We start from the raw sequence: 19,135 nt of genomic DNA, 5'->3' as shown, positions 1-19,135 counted from the left end.
GGCCGTGGTGCGTCCGACGCTCCTACGCGTCCCGGGCGCCGCTCGGCGTTCCGGGGGCGCCGCTGTCCTCCTTGGCCGCCGCGGGGCGTACGTCGCCGCCGGACGAGGACTCCGCGGACACCGCCGACTCGCTCCCGGAGCTGCCGGACGCACCCGACTCGGCCGGTGCGGTGGACCGCTCGGCCGCCACGGACGCGATGGGCTTGAACCAGGAGGTCAGCCGACGCCGTGGATGCGGTGCGGTGCCGAGGGCGGGCTGCGCCACCGCCGGACGGTCGGCCTCCGCGCCGCCGTTCACGCCAGGAGCGCCCTTCCCGCCGGGAACGCCATCCGTGCTGCTCGTGCCGGTCAAACCCTGCGCGCCCGCAGCGCCGTTCGGACCGGCGGGGCGGCCGATCCCGTTCACCGGTTCTGACCCGGCTCCGGCGGTGTCCCGGGGGGCGTCCGTACCCGTGTCCACGCCCGTACCCGCGCCCCGGCGGTGCGCCCCGCGCTTCCGCTTTCCGCCCTCCGCGGTGCGCGTACGCGGCCGGAGCCACTGCCACCACGGCTCGGACATGGCCTTGCGCAGATCGACGTCCTCCATGGGCAACGCGGGCTTCGGCCGCCCCGCCGCCTTCGCCACCGCCTCCGCGTGCACCGCCTCCCGCTCGGCCTTCCGGGCGATCCGTTCCGAGGCGCGTGCCTGGCGCTTCCGCGCACGCAGCTCCGCGCTCGCCACCCGGGCCGCCTTCCACTCGTCCCAGGTCGACCGGGTCGGGACGTACAGCCGGACCCAGCGCACCACCACCGCTCCCGGCACTCCGATCAGCGCCGTCCAGCCGAGGGTGGCCCCACCCGTACGCCACCAGCTCGGGCCCAGGTCGGAGAGGATGCCCACGCCCAGCGAGCCGCCCGAGACGGCCGCCAGCAGCGCCATCGCGGCGGAGCAGCCCAGCGCCGCCAGCACGGCCAGCATCGTGGTCTCGATCAGGGTCCAGGAGGGCCGGTCACCGCGGCCCAGCCGCCGTGCCGCCGCGATCCCGGTGAAGAGGGCCAGTGACATCCCCGCCGCGATACCGGTCAGCCAGACCAGCGGCACTCCCGATCCGGCGTCGGGCAGCGCGGCGACCAGGGGGAGGTCCGGCAGCTTGGGGGTCGAGGTGACACCGAGCGGGGCGATCACGCTGCCCCCGCCGGCCGCGAATCCGGCGCCGACCCCGTAGGCGGCGCCCCAGACGATCGCGTTCGGCAGCAGTGCCAGGCTCACCACCAGTACCGCGAACCGCCCCGACCACACATCGCTGAGCTGGAGGAACGCCAACTGGGCCGCGCCGGAGTGGCTGAGCATCGAGGTGGCGGTGAGCAGCGCGCCACAGCCCAGCAGCACCACCAGGGCGCTCGCCCCGGCCCGGAGGGCGGCGATCAGCGGACGGCGTCGGCACCAGCTCCGCCCGCGCACCCAGACCAGGGCGCGAACAGCCTTGTCGGCGCCCCGGATCCGGCGGAGCGGGGCCTTCAGCCGGGCCGGGAACCGTACCGGGAACCGCCCGTCGGCCACCCACACCCCGAGGACCGCGACGGACGCGACGGCCACCGGCAGATGCAGCAGGGCACTGACCACGTTGACGTGCAGCGGGCCGGACGAGGCGTAGAGCACGGTCGCCACGCCCACCAGCAGATAGCCGCCGGTCACCCACCCGAAGGCGGTGTACGGATCCACGGCGGACGACCCGGGCACCCACTCCCCGTCGTCCTCGGCGGTCTCCTGCCGGTAGACGGCGTGCTGTGCGGCCCGGTAGAGCAGCCAGCACGGCACCAGGCCGATCAGCAGCGGGAGCAGTCCGACGGGCATCGAGTGCCCGGAGAGCGACTCGGTGCGCACGAGTTCCGAGCCGTGGCCGAGCAGCCACAGGTCGGCGGCGACGTGCAGGGCCCCGTCAGGGCTGGTCTCCGGGGACGGGGAGGTGATCCACAACAGGAGTACGGCGACGGAGAGCACACCCAGGCCGAGCCCCGCGGCGACCACACCGCCGAGGAACGCCTCCCGGGCGGAGGGACTCTGGAGCGCGGCACGGCCGCGTGAGGACAACGTCGGGCTGCGATCGGTGGTCGTCTGGGTCACGACGACCATGCTGCCAATAACAGCCGTTTCATCCCTACATCAAGCGATTGGTCGCCGTGTCGCACTTAGTCCGCTTATGCGTCTTTTATTCGCTTGTAGGCCAGAAGGCGAAAAGGCGCGGGTCCGCACCACCCATGAGTGGTGCGGACCCGCGCCCTCGAGCCGTGGAACCGGCGCCGGGTCGGCGTCAGCCGGCCAGCGCGGCGCGCGCGAGGCGGGCGGTCTCGGACGGGGTCTTGCCGACCTTCACGCCCGCGGCCTCCAGGGCCTCCTTCTTCGCCTGCGCGGTGCCGGAGGAACCGGACACGATCGCACCCGCGTGGCCCATGGTCTTGCCCTCGGGGGCGGTGAAACCCGCCACATAGCCGACGACCGGCTTGGTGACGTTGGCCTTGATGAAGTCCGCGGCCCGCTCCTCGGCGTCGCCGCCGATCTCACCGATCATCACGATCAGGTCGGTGTCGGGGTCGGCCTCGAAGGCGGCCAGGGCGTCGATGTGGGTGGTGCCGATGATCGGGTCGCCGCCGATGCCGACGCAGGACGAGAAGCCGATGTCCCGCAGCTCGTACATCATCTGGTAGGTCAGGGTGCCGGACTTCGACACCAGACCGATCCGGCCGGGCTTGGTGATGTCGGCCGGGATGATGCCCGCGTTCGACTGACCCGGCGTGATCAGACCCGGGCAGTTCGGGCCGATGATGCGGGTCTTGTTGCCCTTCTTGCCCGCGTAGGCCCAGAAGTTGGCCGAGTCATGGACGGCGATGCCCTCGGTGATCACGACGGCGAGCGGGATCTCGGCGTCGATCGCCTCGATGACCGCGTCCTTGGTGAACTTCTCCGGGACGAAGATGACCGTGACATCGGCGCCGGTGGCGTCGATGGCCTCCTTGACGGAGCCGAAGACCGGGACCTCGTTGCCGTCGAAGTCAACGGTGGTGCCGGCCTTGCGCGGGTTCACGCCACCGACGATGTTGGTGCCCGAGGCAAGCATCCGACGGGTGTGCTTCTGACCCTCGGACCCGGTCATCCCCTGGACGATGACCTTGCTTTCCTTGGTGAGGAAGATAGCCATGGTTTCTGGTGACCTCGTCCCTTACTTCGCAGCCAGCTCGGCGGCACGCTCGGCCGCGCCGTCCATGGTGTCCACCTGCTGCACCAGCGGGTGGTTGGCGTCGGTGAGGATCTTGCGACCCAGCTCCGCGTTGTTGCCGTCGAGGCGCACGACCAGCGGCTTGGTGACGTCCTCGCCCTTGGACTTCAGCAGCTCCAGGGCCTGGACGATGCCGTTGGCCACGGCGTCGCAGGCGGTGATGCCACCGAAGACGTTGACGAAGACCGACTTGACGTCCGGGTCGCCGAGGATGATCTCGAGACCGTTCGCCATCACCTCGGCGGAGGCGCCACCACCGATGTCGAGGAAGTTGGCGGGCTTCACACCGCCGTGGTTCTCACCGGCGTAGGCGACGACGTCGAGGGTCGACATGACCAGACCCGCGCCGTTGCCGATGATGCCGACCTCACCGTCGAGCTTGACGTAGTTGAGGCCCTTGGCCTTGGCGGCCGCCTCGAGGGGGTTGGCCGCGGCCTTGTCCTCGAGCGCCTCGTGCTCCGGCTGGCGGAAGGCGGCGTTCTCGTCCAGGGAGACCTTGCCGTCCAGCGCGATGATCTGGCCGTCGCCTGTCTTGACCAGCGGGTTCACCTCGACGAGCAGGGCGTCTTCCTTGATGAAGACGGTCCACAGCTGCTGGAGGACCTCCGCGACCTGGTCCGCGATCTCGGCCGGGAACTTCGCGGCGGCGACGATCTCGGCGGCCTTCTCGGCGGTCACACCCTCGATGGCGTCCACCGCGATCTTGGCGAGCGCCTCGGGGTTCTGCTCCGCGACGACCTCGATCTCCACGCCGCCCTCGACGGAGGCCATGGCGAGGAAGGTGCGGTTGGTGCGGTCCAGCAGGAAGGAGACGTAGTACTCCTCCTTGATGTCCGCGGTCTGGGCGAGCATCACCTTGTGGACCGTGTGGCCCTTGATGTCCATGCCCAGGATCTGGGTCGCCTTCTCCACGGCGTCGGCCGGGTCGGAGGCCAGCTTGACGCCGCCGGCCTTACCGCGGCCACCGACCTTGACCTGCGCCTTGACGACCGCACGGCCGCCCAGTCGCTCGGCCACCTCGCGCGCCGCCTCAGGCGTGTCGATGACTTCACCGGCCAGCACCGGTACACCGTGCTTGGCGAAGAGGTCCCTCGCCTGGTACTCGAACAGGTCCACGCGCGTCCGTCCCTTTTCCATGGATATCGCGGTCGTTGTCTGCGCGGGCGTGCCGCGGTGGCAGCGTGAGGACGCGATCTTTGACGAGGGCGGCACACGTGCGCCGGGTACGCGGCATGTCCGCCACGCAGGTTATCCCCGTGGACCGGATGACCCTAAATCGCAGATCACACTGGAGCGGTGATTACGGTCACAGATCGCTGCCATGGGTATCTATGTCGATGGTGCCTCGCCCGGCGCCGTTGTGCCGCCGGAAACGCCGCGACCGGGCAGCCCCCTCCCCAAAGAGGGCCGCCCGGTCAGCGACAGTCCCCTCCCCAAAGAGGACTGCCGTTCGGCACAGCTATGCGTACGGCCCGATGGCCACGCGGATGATCAGACGGCCGGAAGCTCGGCCGGAAGGGTGGGCAGCTCGGCCGGAACGGTCGGCAGCTACGCCGGGACGGTCGGCAGCTCGGCCGGAACGGTCGGCAGCTCCGCCGGGACCGTCGGGACGTCGGCCGGAACGGTCGGCAGGACCGGGAGGGCCGGGATGTTCGCGGCGTCCGTCAGGTCGGTCGGCACCGCCGGGAGCAGGCTCTTCGCACCATCCGTGGCGTTGCCCGCGGTGACCTGCGCGTCGGCGGCCACCGAGGTACCCAGGTCCTGGGCGAACGGCACCGTGCTGGTGGCCAGGTCCCGCGCGAACGGAACGGTGGTGACCACCACGCTCTTGGCCACCGGGACGGCACCGGCCGCGGTGTCCTGCGCGAACGGAACGACGTTGGAGGCGGTGCCGAGCGCGTGGCCCTGGGCGCTGCCGGTCACGTAGCCCGCGTACGGGGTGGCGTGGTCCACCGCGTCACCGGCCAGCACACCGGCGTCACCGGCGGCGAGCTGCGCGACCGGGACGACCTTGACCACGATGCGGTGCGCGGCGGGGGGCAGCACGTCGGCGGCGGCACCGTCGACGGTCGGCCGTGCGGCGTCGGCGGCGGCCTGGGCCTTGCCGGTCAGCTGCTCGGGACGGACGCCCGCGCCGGAGAGGGCACCCAGCAGCTCGTCGGCCGAGCCGGGGACGGTGGGCAGCTTCGGGGTGGCGGGGAGCTTGGTGGGCAGCTCGGCCGGGACGGCGCCGTCGACGGACGGCACGGAGCCCGCGGCGGGAAGCGCGGAGGTGTCGGGGACGGTCGGCAGCGAGCCGAGGACCGGGATGTCCGGCACCACGCCGGAGACCTCACCGGTGGGCAGGTCGAGGTCGGTGGCCTTCTTGGCCTTCTTCACGGCCTTGCCGGCCTTCTTGGCGACCTTGTCCGCCTTGGCGTCACCGGCGGCACCGCCGGTCGCACCCTTCACGGTCTTGGAGACGTCCGGGACGCCCGGCAGACCGTCGGTGGCGGGGACGCCGCCCTTGACGGTGTCGGTGACCGTCGAGGTCGCACCGCCCACGGTCGTCTTCGCGGTGTCGGTGACCTTGTCGGTGTCGGTGACCTTGGCGGTCGAGGCGGTGTCCCGGGCGGTCTTGCCGACGCCGTCCACCGTGCTGGTGACGCTGTCGGTGGAGGGAACGGAGGGCAGCTCGTCGGCGCTGGCGGCGGCGGTGCCCAGGGCCCAGATGCCGGTGGCAGCGGCGGCTACGAGGATGGAACGGCGGATGTTGTTGCGCATGGCAGTGGAAGTCCTTCGAATTCACAAGGGGGTTGTCGGACGGGCAGACCTGACCCGCCCCCGCGCGGCAGGTCTCATGCAGACGGGGGGAGGTCTGCCCTAGCCGGGGAATTCGAGGACTTCGTTGAACCGCTCGCGCGTCGGCGCCGAGCTCTCCGCGCGGATCGCACCGGGCCGCAGCCCGAAGTGGTTCGCGTCGGACGGCGGCAGAGCGGCATGGGTGTCCCCGCCACGGGGAGCGCCGCTGTCGCCGGAGTACTGGGGGACGGTCCCAAGGGGGGACCGCGGAAGGGGCAGCGGCGCCGGGGCGCCACCGTCCTGGGCCGCGCCGACGGCCGCCCGGACGACCGGGCCGTGCCCGGCGTCGTCGTCGGAGCGCGACGGGGTGGTGACGGACGATGCCGCCACGGGGCCCGCCGGGGCCGTGACCTGCGCGGACTGGTTGCCGGGAAGGGCGGAACCGCCCTGCGCGGCACGGTCCTTGGCCGGGCCGTGGCCCGGTGCGGAGCCGTCGGAGCCCGCGCCGCCGGAGCTGCCGACGCCGAGGTCGGGCAGGCCGACGGGCAGGCTGTCGCCGGTGCTGCGCACCAGGTCACCGACCGGGTCGGTGACCTTCCGAGCCTGTCGCTCGACCGGCTCCCGGACGGGGCGTACGGCCTCGGAGACCGTGTCCCGGGTGGTGTCGGCCGCCTCGCCGGCCCCGGCCCGGGTGTGCTCCCCGGCCTCCCGGGTGCGCTCCCCGGCCTGCTGGGTCCGGTCCCGGGCGGTGTCGGCCCGGGACGGATCGAACAGCCCGGACTCGCTGGAGCCCTGGGCCTGTCCGGCCGTGGCGACCGCTTCCGGCCGCTCGGCGGCGTGAGCGCCGCCGCCGAAGAGGAACGCCAGGGCCAGGAAGCCGCCGAGGAAGAACGCCGTCAGCAGCGCTCGCCGAGCGGCCACGGTGCGCGGCAGGCGCACGGCGGCAGGCAGGGCGAACACAGCGGACAAGAGCGGGCCTTCCCTGGATACGAGACGTGATGCTGGAACGTAAAAACGCACGGACAGGACGAACCTGCCAACCGGACGGTCGGATTCACGTCCGGGGCGACGGAGATGATCCTTGCACGACCGACAGGGGGCGGCGCAAGCCCCTGGTCACTGATGCATCGCCATGTCCGGTATCGGCAGTTGGTGCCGCTCGATCGCCGCGGCCATCACCTCCGGGAAGAGATCGGGGGTGCAGGCGAAGGCGGGTGCGCCGAGCGCGGCGAGCGCCGCCGCGTGCTCACGGTCGTAACTCGGCGCCCCCTCGTCGGAGAGCGCGAGCAGCGCCACGAACTGCACTCCGGACGCCTTCATCGCCGCGACCCGCCCCAGCATCTCGTCGCGGATCCCGCCCTCGTGCAGGTCGCTGATGAGCACGACGACGGTGTCGGCGGGCCGGGTGATCCGCGACTGGCAGTACGCCAGTGCCCGGTTGATGTCGGTGCCACCGCCGAGCCGGGTGCCGAAGAGGACGTCCACCGGGTCGTCGAGCTCGTCGGTGAGGTCCACGACGGAGGTGTCGAAGACGACGAGCCGGGTGGCGAGCGAACGCATCGAGGCGAGCACGGCGCCGAAGACGGAGGCGTAGACGACGGACGCGGCCATCGACCCGGACTGGTCGACGCAGAGCACGACGTCCTTCTTCGCCCCGCGCGCCGCGCGTCCGTAGCCGATCAGCCGCTCGGGGACGACCGTCCGGTGCTCGGGGAGGTAGTGGGCGAGGTTGGCCCGGATGGTGCGGTCCCAGTCGATGTCCCGGTGGCGCGGGCGGCTGATCCGGGCGGAGCGGTCGAGGGCGCCGGTGAGCGTGGCGCGGGTGCGGGTGGCGAGCCGCTTCTCCAGGTCTTCGACGACCTTGCGGACGACGGCCCGCGCGGTGTTCTTGGTGGTCTCCGGCATCGCCTTGTTGAGGGTGAGCAGGGTGCCCACGAGATGGACGTCCGCCTCGACGGCCTCGAGCGTCTCGGGCTCCAGCAGCAGCGCGGAAAGACCGAGCCGGTCGATCGCGTCGCGCTGCATGACCTGGACCACCGAGGTGGGGAAGTACCGGCGGATGTCGCCGAGCCAGCGGGCGACTTGGGGCGCGGAGCCGCCGAGCCCGGCGGAGCGCGGACCGGACGCGGCGGCGCCGCCGTGCGGGGTGACGCCGGTGGTGCCGGGGGTGCCGGGGCCTTCGCCACCCCCGCCCCCGGCTCCGTAGAGCGCTTCGAGGGTGCGGTCCATGGCGGCGTCGGCCCCGCTGAGCGAGCAGCCGGTGCCGTCGGCGCCCTGTCCGCCCAGCACCAGCCGCCACCGCCGCAGCCGCTCGTGGTGGTCGGTGGTGGGTGTACGGCTGCTCATCCGGCTGCCTCCAGCGCGTGGTGGTCGTCAGGGACGGGGACGGCGGCGTGGCCGTGGCCGGGACCGAGCAGGAGGCGCACCGTCGGTTCGGCCGCCGCCGCGCGGTCCGCGTCCAGCCCGGGCCCGAACCCGGGTGCCGCGGGGGCGGTCTGACCACGTGGCCCGCCGGTGACGCTCTGGTCCGCCCCGCCCGGACCGCGGCGGACCAGCTCGCCGAGGGTGCGGCGGACGCCCGCGTCGTACGCGGAGAAGGTGCGCCGCAGCAGCGGCAGCACATCCGTGAACGCGTCGGCGGGCACGCCCGTCAGCCAGCGGTCGACGAGACCGAGCAGCCGCTCGTCGTGGACGAGCAGCATCCCGCCGCCCGCCTCGCCGCCGAGGAACCCCTCGGTCCAGGCGGCGGCTTCGGTCGGCGCGGTGCCGGGCGAGAGGGCGAGCCCCATCAGCCGGGCCGCCTCGTCCTCCGCGAGCCGCCCGTCGTCCAGCAGCAACCGGGCGGCCCGCCCTCGGATCACCCCGGGAACGCCGGGCTCCCCGTCCCGCCCGGCAACCCCCCGCAACACCCCGGCCCACCGCCCCCGCAACCCGCCGTCTCCGACCGCCCCCGGCTCCGGTTCCGGGGCCTTTCCCGGTCCCGAGCCGGACGCCGACGACGGTGCCGGTGCGGCCGGGCCCGGTGCCACAACACCGGCAGACTCCGTCAGGAGGGCGATCGCGCGGTGGGTGGCTTCCAGGTGGGCGCGCATTTCGGCCGCGCCGTCGGGGCCGAGGCCGACGCAGGCGGGTGGGAGACCGACGAGGACGCGCTCGGCGAGCCCGGCGGCGACCTCGGTGAGGGCGGCGGTGTCGGTGGCGCGCACATCGCCGTAGCGCACCGACCGCACCAGCGACGGCAGCGCCTGGGCGAGATGCCCGACGTCGGTGTCGAGCGCCGCGCGGTCGGCGAGGGCGCGCATCACCACGGGCAGGGCGCCCGGGAGCGCGGCGAGCAGACATCGCTCGGCCAGCTCGGTGACCTCGGCGAGCGTCGTGGCACCGACGGCGTCCGACTCCGCCTTGGCCGTGGCAGCGGACAGCACGGTGGTGCCCCAGACGCCCGCCTCGGCCACCCGCACCGCCAGCTCCGGCTCCCAGCGCAGCCGCCAGGTCTCGCGGAAGGTGCCGGTGCTGCCGCGGGAGGCGGCCGGAGTGCCCCAGTCGACGCCGAGCAGCCGCAGCCGGTGCAGCAGACGGCTGCGCGCGGCGTCGTTCTCCTTGCGCAGGTCCAGCTCCAGTTCGCGGTCCCGGGCCTCGGGCTTGAGGCGCAGCGACCGCTGGGTCCGGGTGAGGTCGCGCTGCAGCGGTACGGCCGGTGCCGTGTCGGGCACCTCCCCGAGGGCGTCCCCGACGATCAGCCGGTCCCGCACCAGCGCGAGCGGCACCTCGGAGCCCTCGCACATCACCGCCCGCACGGCGTCCATGGTCTCCGCGAGCCCGGCGAGCGGACGGCCGCGCAGGGCCGCGAGGGTCTCGGCGAGCCGCACCGCCTCGATGACATGGGCGGACGAGACGGCCACGTCCTCCTCCCGCAGCAGCCGGGCGACCTCGGCCAGCCACCGCTCCAACGGCCGGTCGGGGGCGTGGAAGAGGTGGCTGTACCAGCCGGGGGAGGCGATCCCGGCGCCGTAGCCACTGTGCCGGGCCAGTCTGCGGTGGGTCCACGGCACCCAGCTGATCTCGGCCTTGACCTTCGGCAGCCCCCTGAGGAGCGTGCGGTCGGCGGTCGCCGCGGTCCGCGCGGCGAGCGCGGGCACATGCCAGGCGCCGCAGACGACGGCGACCTCGTCGCCGAACTCCCGGCGTGCGGCGCGCAGTCGGAGCCGCATATGGGCCTCCCGTACCGCGTCGTCCTCATGGCCGCCGTGGCCGTACTCGGCCCGGAGGGCGGCCATGGCCTCGCCGACGGCGGCGAACGGCGCGACGGGGGCGACGGACGCGTCCGGGCCCGGACCGGATCCGCCGCCCCGGTGCTCCACGACATCCTCCCACCAGCGCTCCGGATCGTCGTAGCCGGCCGCCACCGCGAGGGCCGCGAGCGGGTCGAGACGTACCCGCTCGGCCCGCTCATCCGGACCCGGTGGACCCGGTGGACCCGGTGGCGGCTCCGGCTGCTCCCTGGCCGCCATGGCCAGCGAGTTCGCCGCCGGGAGGTCGATGAACCGTACGGGGACATCGCGGGCCAGCGCCCACTGGATCGCCGCCCACTCCGGCGAGAACCCGGCCAGCGGCCAGAAGCCCGCCCGCCCGGGGTCGTCCGCGGCATGGGCGAGCAGGGCGACGGGCGGCCGCATGCCCTCGTCGGCGGCGAGCCGGACGATCGCGTCCGCCTCCGGGGGACCCTCGATCAGCACCGCACCGGGCTCGTACGCGTAGAGCGCCGCCCTGACCGCCCGTGCCGAACCGGGCCCGTGATGCCGCACCCCCAGGAGCAGCGGCCACCCCACCCCGCCGCCGGTACCGGCCGTCACGCGCTCACCTCACGGCAGGCGCGGTAGAAGTCCTTCCAGCCGTCCCGCTCGCGGACGACCGCCTCCAGATACTCCTGCCAGATGACCCGGTCGGCCGCCGGATCACGGACGACGGCCCCCAGGAGGCCCGCGGCCACATCACCGGCGCGCAGCACGCCGTCGCCGAAGTGGGCGGCGAGGGCGAGCCCGTTGGTGACGACCGAGATGGCCTCGGCCGTGGACAGCGTCCCCGAGGGCGACTTGAGCTTCGTACGGCCGTCGGCCGTCACCCCCTGCCGCAGCTCGCGGAAGACCGTGACCACCCGGCGGATCTCGTCGATGCCCTCCGGGACCTCGGGGAGGTCCAGCGAACGGCCGATCTGGGCGACGCGCCGCGTCACGATGTCGACCTCGTCCTCCGGGGTCGCCGGCAGCGGCAGCACCACCGTGTTGAAGCGGCGGCGCAGGGCGCTGGACAGCTCGTTGACCCCGCGGTCGCGGTCGTTGGCGGTGGCGATGACGTTGAAGCCGCGGACCGCCTGGACCTCCTCCCCCAGCTCCGGGATCGGCAGCGTCTTCTCCGACAGCACGGTGATCAGCGTGTCCTGCACATCGGCCGGGATACGGGTCAGCTCCTCCACCCGCGCGGTCATGCCCTCCGCCATGGCCCGCATCACCGGGCTGGGCACCAGCGCGTCCCGGCTCGGGCCGTGGGCCAGCAGCCGGGCGTAGTTCCAGCCGTAGCGGATGGCCTCCTCGGGGGTCCCCGCGGTGCCCTGGACCAGCAGTGTGGAATCCCCGCTGACGGCCGCCGCCAGATGCTCCGAGACCCAGGTCTTGGCGGTGCCGGGCACGCCGAGCAGGAGCAGCGCGCGGTCGGTGGCGAGCGTGGTGACGGCGACCTCGACGATGCGGCGCGGGCCCACGTACTTGGGTGTGATCACGGTGCCGTCCGGCAGGGTGTCGCCGAGCAGATACGTGGCCACCGCCCACGGGGACAGCCGCCAACGCTCCGGGCGGGGGCGGTCGTCGGCGGCGGCGAGCGCGCTCAGCTCCTCCGCGAAGGCGTGCTCCGCGTGCGGACGAAGGACATCCGCGGCCCCGACGGACCCCTTGGCCCCGACGGACCCCTCGGCGCCGTCGGCCCCCTCGGTGGATCGGGTGGATCGGGTGGATTCGGTGGCTTCGGTCCCGGACACAGTGACGGTCACAGCTCCCCCACAGACTCGTTCCTCGCTCCGTCTCCGGACGCGTGTTCCGGACGCGTGTTCCACCCTGCACCACCCCACTGACAATCCCCCTGACCCCAACGAAGCCGCAGATCACGGCAGTTGTCAGTGGGCCCTCGTACGGTCGGAGACATGAATCCGCAGGGGGAACGCCAGGGGGAACGCTGGACGGCGGAGCGGGTGCTTGCCCTGGCTCCTGACGCCGCTTCGCGCACGGCGGGCGGCAAGCTGGCCGCGGCCGGTCCGTGGTCGGGCGCGGGGGCGCGCGACCAGGGCGTGTGGGGGCTGTGCGCGGGCAGCGGCAGCACGCCGTACCGGACCGTCGTGGATCTCAACGGGCCTGGATACCAGTGCAGCTGTCCGAGCAGGAAGTTCCCGTGCAAGCACGCGCTGGGGCTGTTGCTGCTGTGGGCGTCGGGCGGCGGCCGGGTGCCGGAGGGTGGCGAGCCGCCGGAGTGGGCCGGGGACTGGCTGAGCGAGCGGCGCGAGCGGGCGGCGGAGCGCGCGGCGGAGCGGGCGGAGCGGCGTGCCGATGCCGGGCCGGGGGCCCGTGGGGGCGCGGGCGCCGGAGCTCAGGGGGAGAGCGGGGGCGCGAACAGCACCGCCGATCCGGCGGCCGCCCGGCGCCGCGCCGAGCGGCGCGCCCAGCGCATCGCCGCGGGGGCCTCGGAGTTGGAGCGGCGCCTCGCCGATCTGCTGCGCGACGGGCTCGCCGCCGCCGACCGCGCCGGATACGGGGCGTGGGAGGAGACGGCGGCCCGGATGGTCGACGCCCAGGCCCCGGGCCTGGAGGCACGGGTGCGGGAGCTGGCCGCCATCCCTTCCTCCGGGGCGGGGTGGCCCGCGCGGCTGCTGGAGGAATGCGCGCTGGCGCATCTCCTTGACCAAGGCTTCCTCCATATCGACTCACTCCCCGAGAAGCTGGCCGCCACCACCCGCGCGCGGATCGGGGTCACCCTGCCGGTGGCCGAGTTGCTGGCCTCCGCCGAGCCGGTCCGGGACCGGTGGTGGGTCCTGGGCCGCCAGGACAGCTTTGACGGACGGTTGACCACCCGCCGCGTCTGGATCCGCGGGGAGCGCACGAGCCGGATGGCGCTGCTGCTGTCCTTCGGCGCGGGCGGTCACTCCCCGGAGCCTGCCCTGCCCGCGGGGCTGCGGCTGGACGCCGACCTCGTGTACTACCCGTCCACCCGTCCCCTCCGCGCGGCCCTCGCCGAGCGCCATGCCCCGCCGCCCGCGGAATCCGAGCCGGTGGCGGTGCCGCCCGGCGGCGATGTGGCGGCGGCTCTCGCCGCGTACGGCGAGGCGTTGGGGCAGGACCCCTGGCTGGAGGGCTGGCCGGTGGTGCTGTCCGGGGTCACCCCGGTTCCGGGGACGGGGGACGAGGGCTGGCAGTTGGCGGACGTACGGACCGGGCTCGCCCTGCCCGTCGATCCGCGCTGCGCCGGGCGCACCGACCTGTGGCAGCTGCTGGCGATAGCGGGCGGCGGCCCGATCACCGTCTTCGGGGAGTGCGGCCACCGCGGCTTCGCGCCGATCACCACCTGGGACCCGGAGCCGGTCCCGCTCACCGCCACCACGGCACAAGGAGGCCGACGTTGACGCCCCGCACCGCATCCCCTGCCGCGACCGCAACCACGGCCACGACGACGAGCACGGCCACCGCCAGGGCCTCCGGCGCCTCCTGGGACGACCTCGTCGCCGCCGCGCTGCTCGGCACCGAGCGCCGTACGCCGCCCGTCACCCCGCTGCCGGGGCAGGACACGGCCGCCGCGCTGCTGGACGCCGCCGCGCTCAGCACGGTGCGGCGGCGGGCCGGGCTGCGGCCCGCACCCGCACGGCCCGCACCCGCACCGGCGCCGCCCGACCCCCGCCCGGCGCTGCCGTCGGCCGCCCGCCACCGGCTGGCGATGCTGCTCGCCGGCCGTTCGGCGGCCGGGCGCGGCAGCCCGCGTTCGGCGCCCGACCTCGCCGAGCTGCTGCCGCAGTGGCTCGCCCTGGCCAACCACCACGGCTATCGGGCGCCCGACGCGCTGCTCCCGGCGCTGCTCGACGCGGCCCGGGCCCGTACCGATCTGCGGCCCGAGGCGCTGACCCTGGGCGGGCCGCGCGCGCTGTGGCTGGCCCGGCTCAACGCGGAGTGGAAGTTCGCGCTGCGCGGCGGGGCGGGCCGGGCCACGCTGCCGCCGGAGGGCGTCGTCCCCGCCGCACCGCCCGCCGGCCCTTCCACCGCGCCCTCCGCCGCACCGGGGGCCGACGGCCGTTCCGACGCCCAGCGGCTGTGGGAGGAGGGGCTGTTCGCCGAACGGGTGTCCCTGCTCTCCGCCGCCCGTCACCGCGATCCGGCGGCCGGGCTGGCGCTGCTCAGCGGCACCTGGGCCACGGAGCGGGCCGAGGACCGGCTGATGTTCCTGGACTCGCTGCGTGACGATCTCTCCCCCTCCGACGAGCCGTTCCTCGAACAGGCCCTCTCCGACCGCAGCCGGAACGTCCGGGCGACCGCGGCCGAACTGCTCTCCGCCCTGCCCGGCTCCCTGCTGGCCGCGCGCATGGCCGAGCGGTCCCGCGGCTGTGTGTCCCTGACCACCGCCGGGCGGATCGCCGTCGAGGCCCCGGCCGAGTGCGACAGCGCAATGCAGCGCGACGGCATCGTGCCCAAGCCGCCCTCGGGCCGCGGGGAGCGCTCCTGGTGGCTGGGTCAGCTGGTGGAGGCGACCCCGCTGGACCGCTGGACGGAGTGGTTCGGCGGGCTCGGCGCCGCCGAGATCGTGGCGCTGCCGGTGGCGGACGGCTGGCAGGCGGATCTGCACGCGGCCTGGTGCCGGGCGGCCGTACGGCAGCGCAGCGCGGAGTGGTCCCGTGCGCTGCTGGGCGCCCCGGCCCTGCCGCCCTCCTCGGGCGACGCCGCCCCCGCCGCCTGGCGCGACCCGGCGAAGCTGCTGTCCGCGCTGCCGCCGGGGGAACGGGCCGGATGGGTCGCCGAGTTCATCGCCTCCCACGGTCTGTCCGACGCCTTCCGGCTGCTCGGGGTGTGCGCGGTGCCGTGGGCCGAGCCGCTCGGCCGGGCCGTGGTGGACGCGCTCGACATCGCACGGGACGCGGGCAGCTATCCGTGGAGCTTCAGCGGGGTCATGGGCCTGGCCGAACGCTGCCTGGACCCGGGCCAGGCGGACCGCCTGGAGGTGCTCACGGCGATACCGGACGAAGGCGAGGACGCGGCGCCGGGCGCCGGTGGCTACTGGTCGGAGGCGTTCCAGCGGCTGGTGGGGACCCTGCGCCTGCGGGAGACCATCCGAGCCGAGCTCACCCCGCCCTGAACGCACCCCAGCGCCAAGGTCGTTGCCCACCGCGGTCTTCGGGCCATCGGCTCGGCGGAGGTTCCGTGATCGGACGGTGCCCTCGGCGGCTGGGGCGGGGCAGGGACTCTTAGGCCCGCCCCGGGATCTACGTCAGGCGGCCACCGGGCGGACGTTCTTCTGGACCCACTCCACGATGGACGCCGTCGTGGCGCCCGGCGTGAAGATCTCCGCCACGCCCTGTTCCTTCAGCGGGGCGATGTCGTCCTCGGGGATGATGCCGCCGCCGAAGACCTTGATGTCCTCCGCCTCGCGCTCCCGCAGCAGCTCCAGCACCTTGGTGAAGAGCGTCATATGGGCACCGGAGAGGATCGAGAGCCCGATCGCGTCGGCGTCCTCCTGGATCGCGGTGTCGACGATCTGCTCAGGGGTCTGGTGGAGCCCGGTGTAGATGACCTCCATACCCGCGTCGCGCAGCGCCCGCGCGATCACCTTCGCCCCGCGGTCGTGGCCGTCCAGCCCCGGCTTGGCCACCACCACTCGGATCGGACCGGTCACACCCATCACAGCCTCCAAGACCTAGCGCGCATCCGCGATCCGGCACGCATCCCCATCAACGCTGAGCGCACCCATGTGAACGAACGTTATCCCCAGCATCGCCTACCCGGCAGTTTCGCGTCCCGCAGCGAGGGGGAAATCACACGTGGGACACGTTCACTGAAGGCCGTACCCGCATCCGCGATCACATCAGCCGCAGAGCCGGAGCCGCACACGCTTCGGATGCCGGGCCGGCCGTACAAGGGGAGCCGCAGCGGGGACCGCCGCATCGCGCAGCGCCGCCCATTGCCATCGGCAGCTACTGGCATGGGCATGGCGCAGCCGGTGCGGCGGTGCGGTCATACCGCCATGACCTCACCCATGGTCACGGCCACGGCTACCCGTGGGGGCACACCGGAGAGGTCGGCCGCCATGGGCCTCATACGCGTACGCATTCGGGCCATCGCCCTCGACCTGGCGATCCTCGCCGGACATCTGGTGCTCTACCCGACCGGCATCCTGCCGGAACGTCCACCCGCCCCGCCGCCACCCGACGCCGCCGCCCGTCTCCCCACCGAGGGCCGGTCCCGCCGCCCGGTCGTACTGCTCCACGGCTTCATCGACAACCGCTCCGTCTTCGTCCTGCTGCGCCGCGCACTGCGCCGGCACGGCCGACAGCACGTCGAAGCGCTCAACTACTCGCCGCTCACCTGCGACCTGCGCACCGCCGCGACTCTCCTCGCCCGCCATATAGAAGAGGTGTGCGCCCGCACCGGCCACAGCCAGGTGGATGTGGTCGGCCACAGTCTGGGCGGGCTGATCGCCCGTTACTACGTCCAGCGGCTCGGCGGCGATCTGCGCGTCCACTCCCTGGTGACGCTCGGTACCCCACACGCGGGAACGCGCGCGGCGCCCTTGTTGTCCGCACATCCACTCGTGCGTCAGATGTGCCCGGACTCCGATGTGATAGCGGAGTTGCGGCAGCCTGCCCCCGAATGCCGTACGCACATGATCTCTTTTTGGAGCGATGCGGATCAGTTGATGATCCCGGCGGAGACGGCCCGGATGGACCATCCGGATGTGATCTCCCGGAACATTCGCGTCAGGGGAATCGGACATCTGGCCCTACCAGTGCATTCCGCGGTCGCCGCCGGGGTCGTGGCGGCCCTGGACACCGCCGACGAGGCCGTGGCGGACGCGCCGGAGACCTTCTCGGTGGCCTGACAGGCCGCCGACGAAGATCAGGAGACAAGCGGGAGGGAGCCGGAGAGGACCTCGCGGGGGTCGCGCAAGGGCCGTGCGGGGACGGAAATTGCCGAACACCGATCGAACGCCCGGCCAAGGAAGTGCGTACAGTCCGCCGAAAGACGACCAAATGCCCTTTCCCCTGATGCTCAAAACTTGCTGAAGATTGTCGCTCCCGCGTACCGCCGGGTACAGTCGCCGCTAATTCTCCTGCAGCCGAGGCGAAAGAGAAGTTGGTGGTGAACGACCGTCACCCGTCGGTGGGCTCCAACCCGGCCGACCCCGCTCCTGACGCCTCATATCCGTATGACGAGGCATACGGTCAGCAGCAGGACACAGCGCACGGCCATGTCGGGTACGACGGCTATTCCACCGGCAGCTTCGACCAGCTCGGCACCGCCTACGGCGACGGGGACCCGCTCTTCGGCGCGCTCCCCGGCAGCGACGGCGGCTATGACGGCTACGCCGCCGGTCACAGCGGCCAGTACGACGCCTCGCAGTGGGGCACCACCGGCCAGCAGACCGGTACCTACGACCACGCAGGCCACTACGAGACCGGCGCCTACGACACCACCGCGATGTGGGCCGCCTCCGGTTATCAACTGCCCACCAGCATCCCCGCCCAGCAGACCGCCGAAACCGGCGCCCAGTGGGACATCAGCGCCTGGGGCACCGACGCCACCGGTCAGATGGACCTCACGGGGCAGATGGACGCCACCGGCCACGTCGAGATCCCCGCACAGTGGGACAACTCCGGCACGGCGTACGACGCCAGCGCCCTCCACGACGCCACCGCGCTCCTCGGCGCCGCCGCGCTCGACAACTCCGGCTACGACACCGGCGCCTACCAGACCTACGACTCCTTCACCCGCTCGGACCTCACCTCGGGCGTCGACACCGGGCAGACCCAGTTCTGGGACACCACCGCCTTTGCCACCGTCGACGAGCCACCGCACAACGCGCCGCACCACACGCCGGACGACGCACCGTACGACGCGCCCCTCGACGACCACCCCGGCGTCCCCGCGGCGGAACCGGAACCCGAGGCGGCGGCCGAACACGAGCCCGCGTCCGAGACGGACGTGACGCTCCTGTCCCCGCCGTCGCCCTCGAACCCGTCGTCGTCCGCGCCGGGCGCCCGCCGCGGCAACGGCGGCGCCAACGGCCGGGCCCGCCGCCGCACCGTCTCCTCCCGCCCCAAGCGCTCCGCGCTCCTCACCGTCGCCGTCCCTTCCGTCTGCGCCCTCGGCGTCAGCGCGGTGGCCGCCGCCTCCGTCGGGATGAGCAACGACAAGAAGGACGGTGCGACCACCCAGGCCGCCCCCGACTCCGCGCCGCCCGTCGAAGCCGCCGCCGTCAACAGCAAGCTGGACACCCAGCTCGCCGAAGTCCGTGAGGGCGCCGACGACTTCCGGGACCGCGCCAGCCGCACCCAGGAGCGCATCGACCTCAAGGAGCGCCAGGCCGCCGAAAAGAAGCGGAAGGCCGAGGCGGCCGCACGCAAGGAGGCGCTGCGCCCCAAGTTCGCGCTCCCGGTCGCCCAGCACGGTCTGAGCGCCACCTTCGGCCAGGCGGGCATCAACTGGATGTCCGTGCACACCGGTATCGACTTCCCGGTCAGCTACGGCACCCCCGTCATGTCCGCGACCGACGGCACGGTACGGACCCAGTGGAACGACGCCTACGGAAACATGGTCATAGTGACCGGTCCGGACGGCACGGAGACCTGGTACTGCCATCTCAGCAGCGCCAAGATCCGCTCCGGGAGCGTCCAGGCGGGCGACACCATCGCCTTCTCCGGGAACTCCGGCAACTCCACCGGCCCCCATCTGCACTTCGAGGTGCACCCCGGGGGCGGGGAGGCCGTCGACCCGCTGCCCTGGCTGCGCGGCCACGGCCTCGACCCGTCGTAACCCCCGGCTCCTCATAACCCCCCGCCGCCCCCGAAGACGCCCTGACGC

At 73.5% G+C, this 19,135-nt stretch carries 13 protein-coding genes; 4 read left to right on the top strand and 9 right to left on the bottom strand.

Annotation, left to right across the window (positions count from 1 at the left end; translation table 11 throughout):
• Positions 1-22 precede the first annotated feature (22 nt).
• The 8 genes from HUT19_RS23920 to HUT19_RS23885 form a co-directional block, all read right to left on the bottom strand.
• Positions 23-2,104, bottom strand: coding sequence for a DUF6350 family protein (locus tag HUT19_RS23920; RefSeq protein WP_176182425.1), 2,082 nt, complete (start codon positions 2,102-2,104; stop codon positions 23-25).
• Between the two features lie 187 nt (positions 2,105-2,291).
• Positions 2,292-3,176, bottom strand: a complete 885-nt coding sequence (gene sucD, locus HUT19_RS23915) for a succinate--CoA ligase subunit alpha (protein ID WP_176182424.1) — start codon at positions 3,174-3,176, stop codon at positions 2,292-2,294.
• A 21-nt stretch (positions 3,177-3,197) separates the two neighbouring features.
• Positions 3,198-4,370 carry an ADP-forming succinate--CoA ligase subunit beta gene (gene sucC, locus HUT19_RS23910; protein WP_176182423.1) on the bottom strand — a complete coding sequence of 391 codons (1,173 nt, stop codon included), beginning with the start codon at positions 4,368-4,370 and terminating at the stop codon, positions 3,198-3,200.
• Positions 4,371-4,802: 432 nt separating this feature from the next.
• Positions 4,803-6,017 carry a hypothetical protein gene (locus HUT19_RS23905; RefSeq protein WP_176182422.1) on the bottom strand — a complete coding sequence of 405 codons (1,215 nt, stop codon included), beginning with the start codon at positions 6,015-6,017 and terminating at the stop codon, positions 4,803-4,805.
• Between the two features lie 99 nt (positions 6,018-6,116).
• Positions 6,117-7,004 (bottom strand): hypothetical protein, encoded by an 888-nt coding sequence (locus tag HUT19_RS23900; protein ID WP_176182421.1) that lies wholly within the window; start codon positions 7,002-7,004, stop codon positions 6,117-6,119.
• 147 nt (positions 7,005-7,151) lie between these two features.
• Positions 7,152-8,381: a VWA domain-containing protein gene (locus HUT19_RS23895; RefSeq protein ID WP_176182420.1), complete on the bottom strand. Its 1,230-nt coding sequence runs from the start codon at positions 8,379-8,381 to the stop codon at positions 7,152-7,154.
• Positions 8,378-10,888 carry a DUF5682 family protein gene (locus HUT19_RS23890; RefSeq protein WP_254885745.1) on the bottom strand — a complete coding sequence of 837 codons (2,511 nt, stop codon included), beginning with the start codon at positions 10,886-10,888 and terminating at the stop codon, positions 8,378-8,380. Before HUT19_RS23890 ends, HUT19_RS23895 begins: the two co-directional genes overlap by 4 nt.
• On the bottom strand, positions 10,885-12,078 hold the full coding sequence (locus HUT19_RS23885; RefSeq protein WP_176182419.1) for an AAA family ATPase: 1,194 nt from the start codon (positions 12,076-12,078) through the stop codon (positions 10,885-10,887). Before HUT19_RS23885 ends, HUT19_RS23890 begins: the two co-directional genes overlap by 4 nt.
• Positions 12,079-12,228: 150 nt before the next feature.
• Here HUT19_RS23885 and HUT19_RS23880 point away from each other — a divergent pair, with 150 nt between their 5' ends.
• Both HUT19_RS23880 and HUT19_RS23875 read left to right on the top strand, forming a co-directional pair.
• On the top strand, positions 12,229-13,698 hold the full coding sequence (locus HUT19_RS23880; protein WP_176182418.1) for an SWIM zinc finger family protein: 1,470 nt from the start codon (positions 12,229-12,231) through the stop codon (positions 13,696-13,698).
• Positions 13,695-15,413, top strand: a complete 1,719-nt coding sequence (locus tag HUT19_RS23875; RefSeq protein ID WP_176182417.1) for a DUF5691 domain-containing protein — start codon at positions 13,695-13,697, stop codon at positions 15,411-15,413. The genes HUT19_RS23880 and HUT19_RS23875 overlap by 4 nt, the downstream gene beginning before the upstream one ends.
• 132 nt (positions 15,414-15,545) lie before the next feature.
• Here HUT19_RS23875 and HUT19_RS23870 read toward each other — a convergent pair whose 3' ends face one another.
• Positions 15,546-15,956, bottom strand: coding sequence for a cobalamin B12-binding domain-containing protein (locus tag HUT19_RS23870; protein WP_176182416.1), 411 nt, complete (start codon positions 15,954-15,956; stop codon positions 15,546-15,548).
• Positions 15,957-16,361: 405 nt separating this feature from the next.
• Here HUT19_RS23870 and HUT19_RS23865 point away from each other — a divergent pair, with 405 nt between their 5' ends.
• Positions 16,362-17,153, top strand: a complete 792-nt coding sequence (locus HUT19_RS23865) for a triacylglycerol lipase (RefSeq protein WP_176182415.1) — start codon at positions 16,362-16,364, stop codon at positions 17,151-17,153.
• A 260-nt stretch (positions 17,154-17,413) separates the two neighbouring features.
• Positions 17,414-19,087: a M23 family metallopeptidase gene (locus tag HUT19_RS23860; protein WP_176182414.1), complete on the top strand. Its 1,674-nt coding sequence runs from the start codon at positions 17,414-17,416 to the stop codon at positions 19,085-19,087.
• Positions 19,088-19,135: the final 48 nt, after the last annotated feature.

Origin of the sequence: Streptomyces sp. NA02950 (genome assembly GCF_013364155.1) — a bacterium.
GTDB lineage: Bacteria > Actinomycetota > Actinomycetes > Streptomycetales > Streptomycetaceae > Streptomyces.
This window is presented reverse-complemented; position numbering and strand designations above follow the sequence as displayed.

Coding starts and splice junctions, on each gene's coding strand:
- sucD (WP_176182424.1), bottom strand. CDS start 3,176: ATGGCTATCTTCCTCACCAAGGAAAGCAAGGTCATCGTCCAGGGGATG.
- HUT19_RS23905 (WP_176182422.1), bottom strand. CDS start 6,017: ATGCGCAACAACATCCGCCGTTCCATCCTCGTAGCCGCCGCTGCCACC.
- HUT19_RS23895 (WP_176182420.1), bottom strand. CDS start 8,381: ATGAGCAGCCGTACACCCACCACCGACCACCACGAGCGGCTGCGGCGG.
- HUT19_RS23880 (WP_176182418.1), top strand. CDS start 12,229: ATGAATCCGCAGGGGGAACGCCAGGGGGAACGCTGGACGGCGGAGCGG.
- HUT19_RS23870 (WP_176182416.1), bottom strand. CDS start 15,956: ATGGGTGTGACCGGTCCGATCCGAGTGGTGGTGGCCAAGCCGGGGCTG.
- HUT19_RS23865 (WP_176182415.1), top strand. CDS start 16,362: ATGGGCCTCATACGCGTACGCATTCGGGCCATCGCCCTCGACCTGGCG.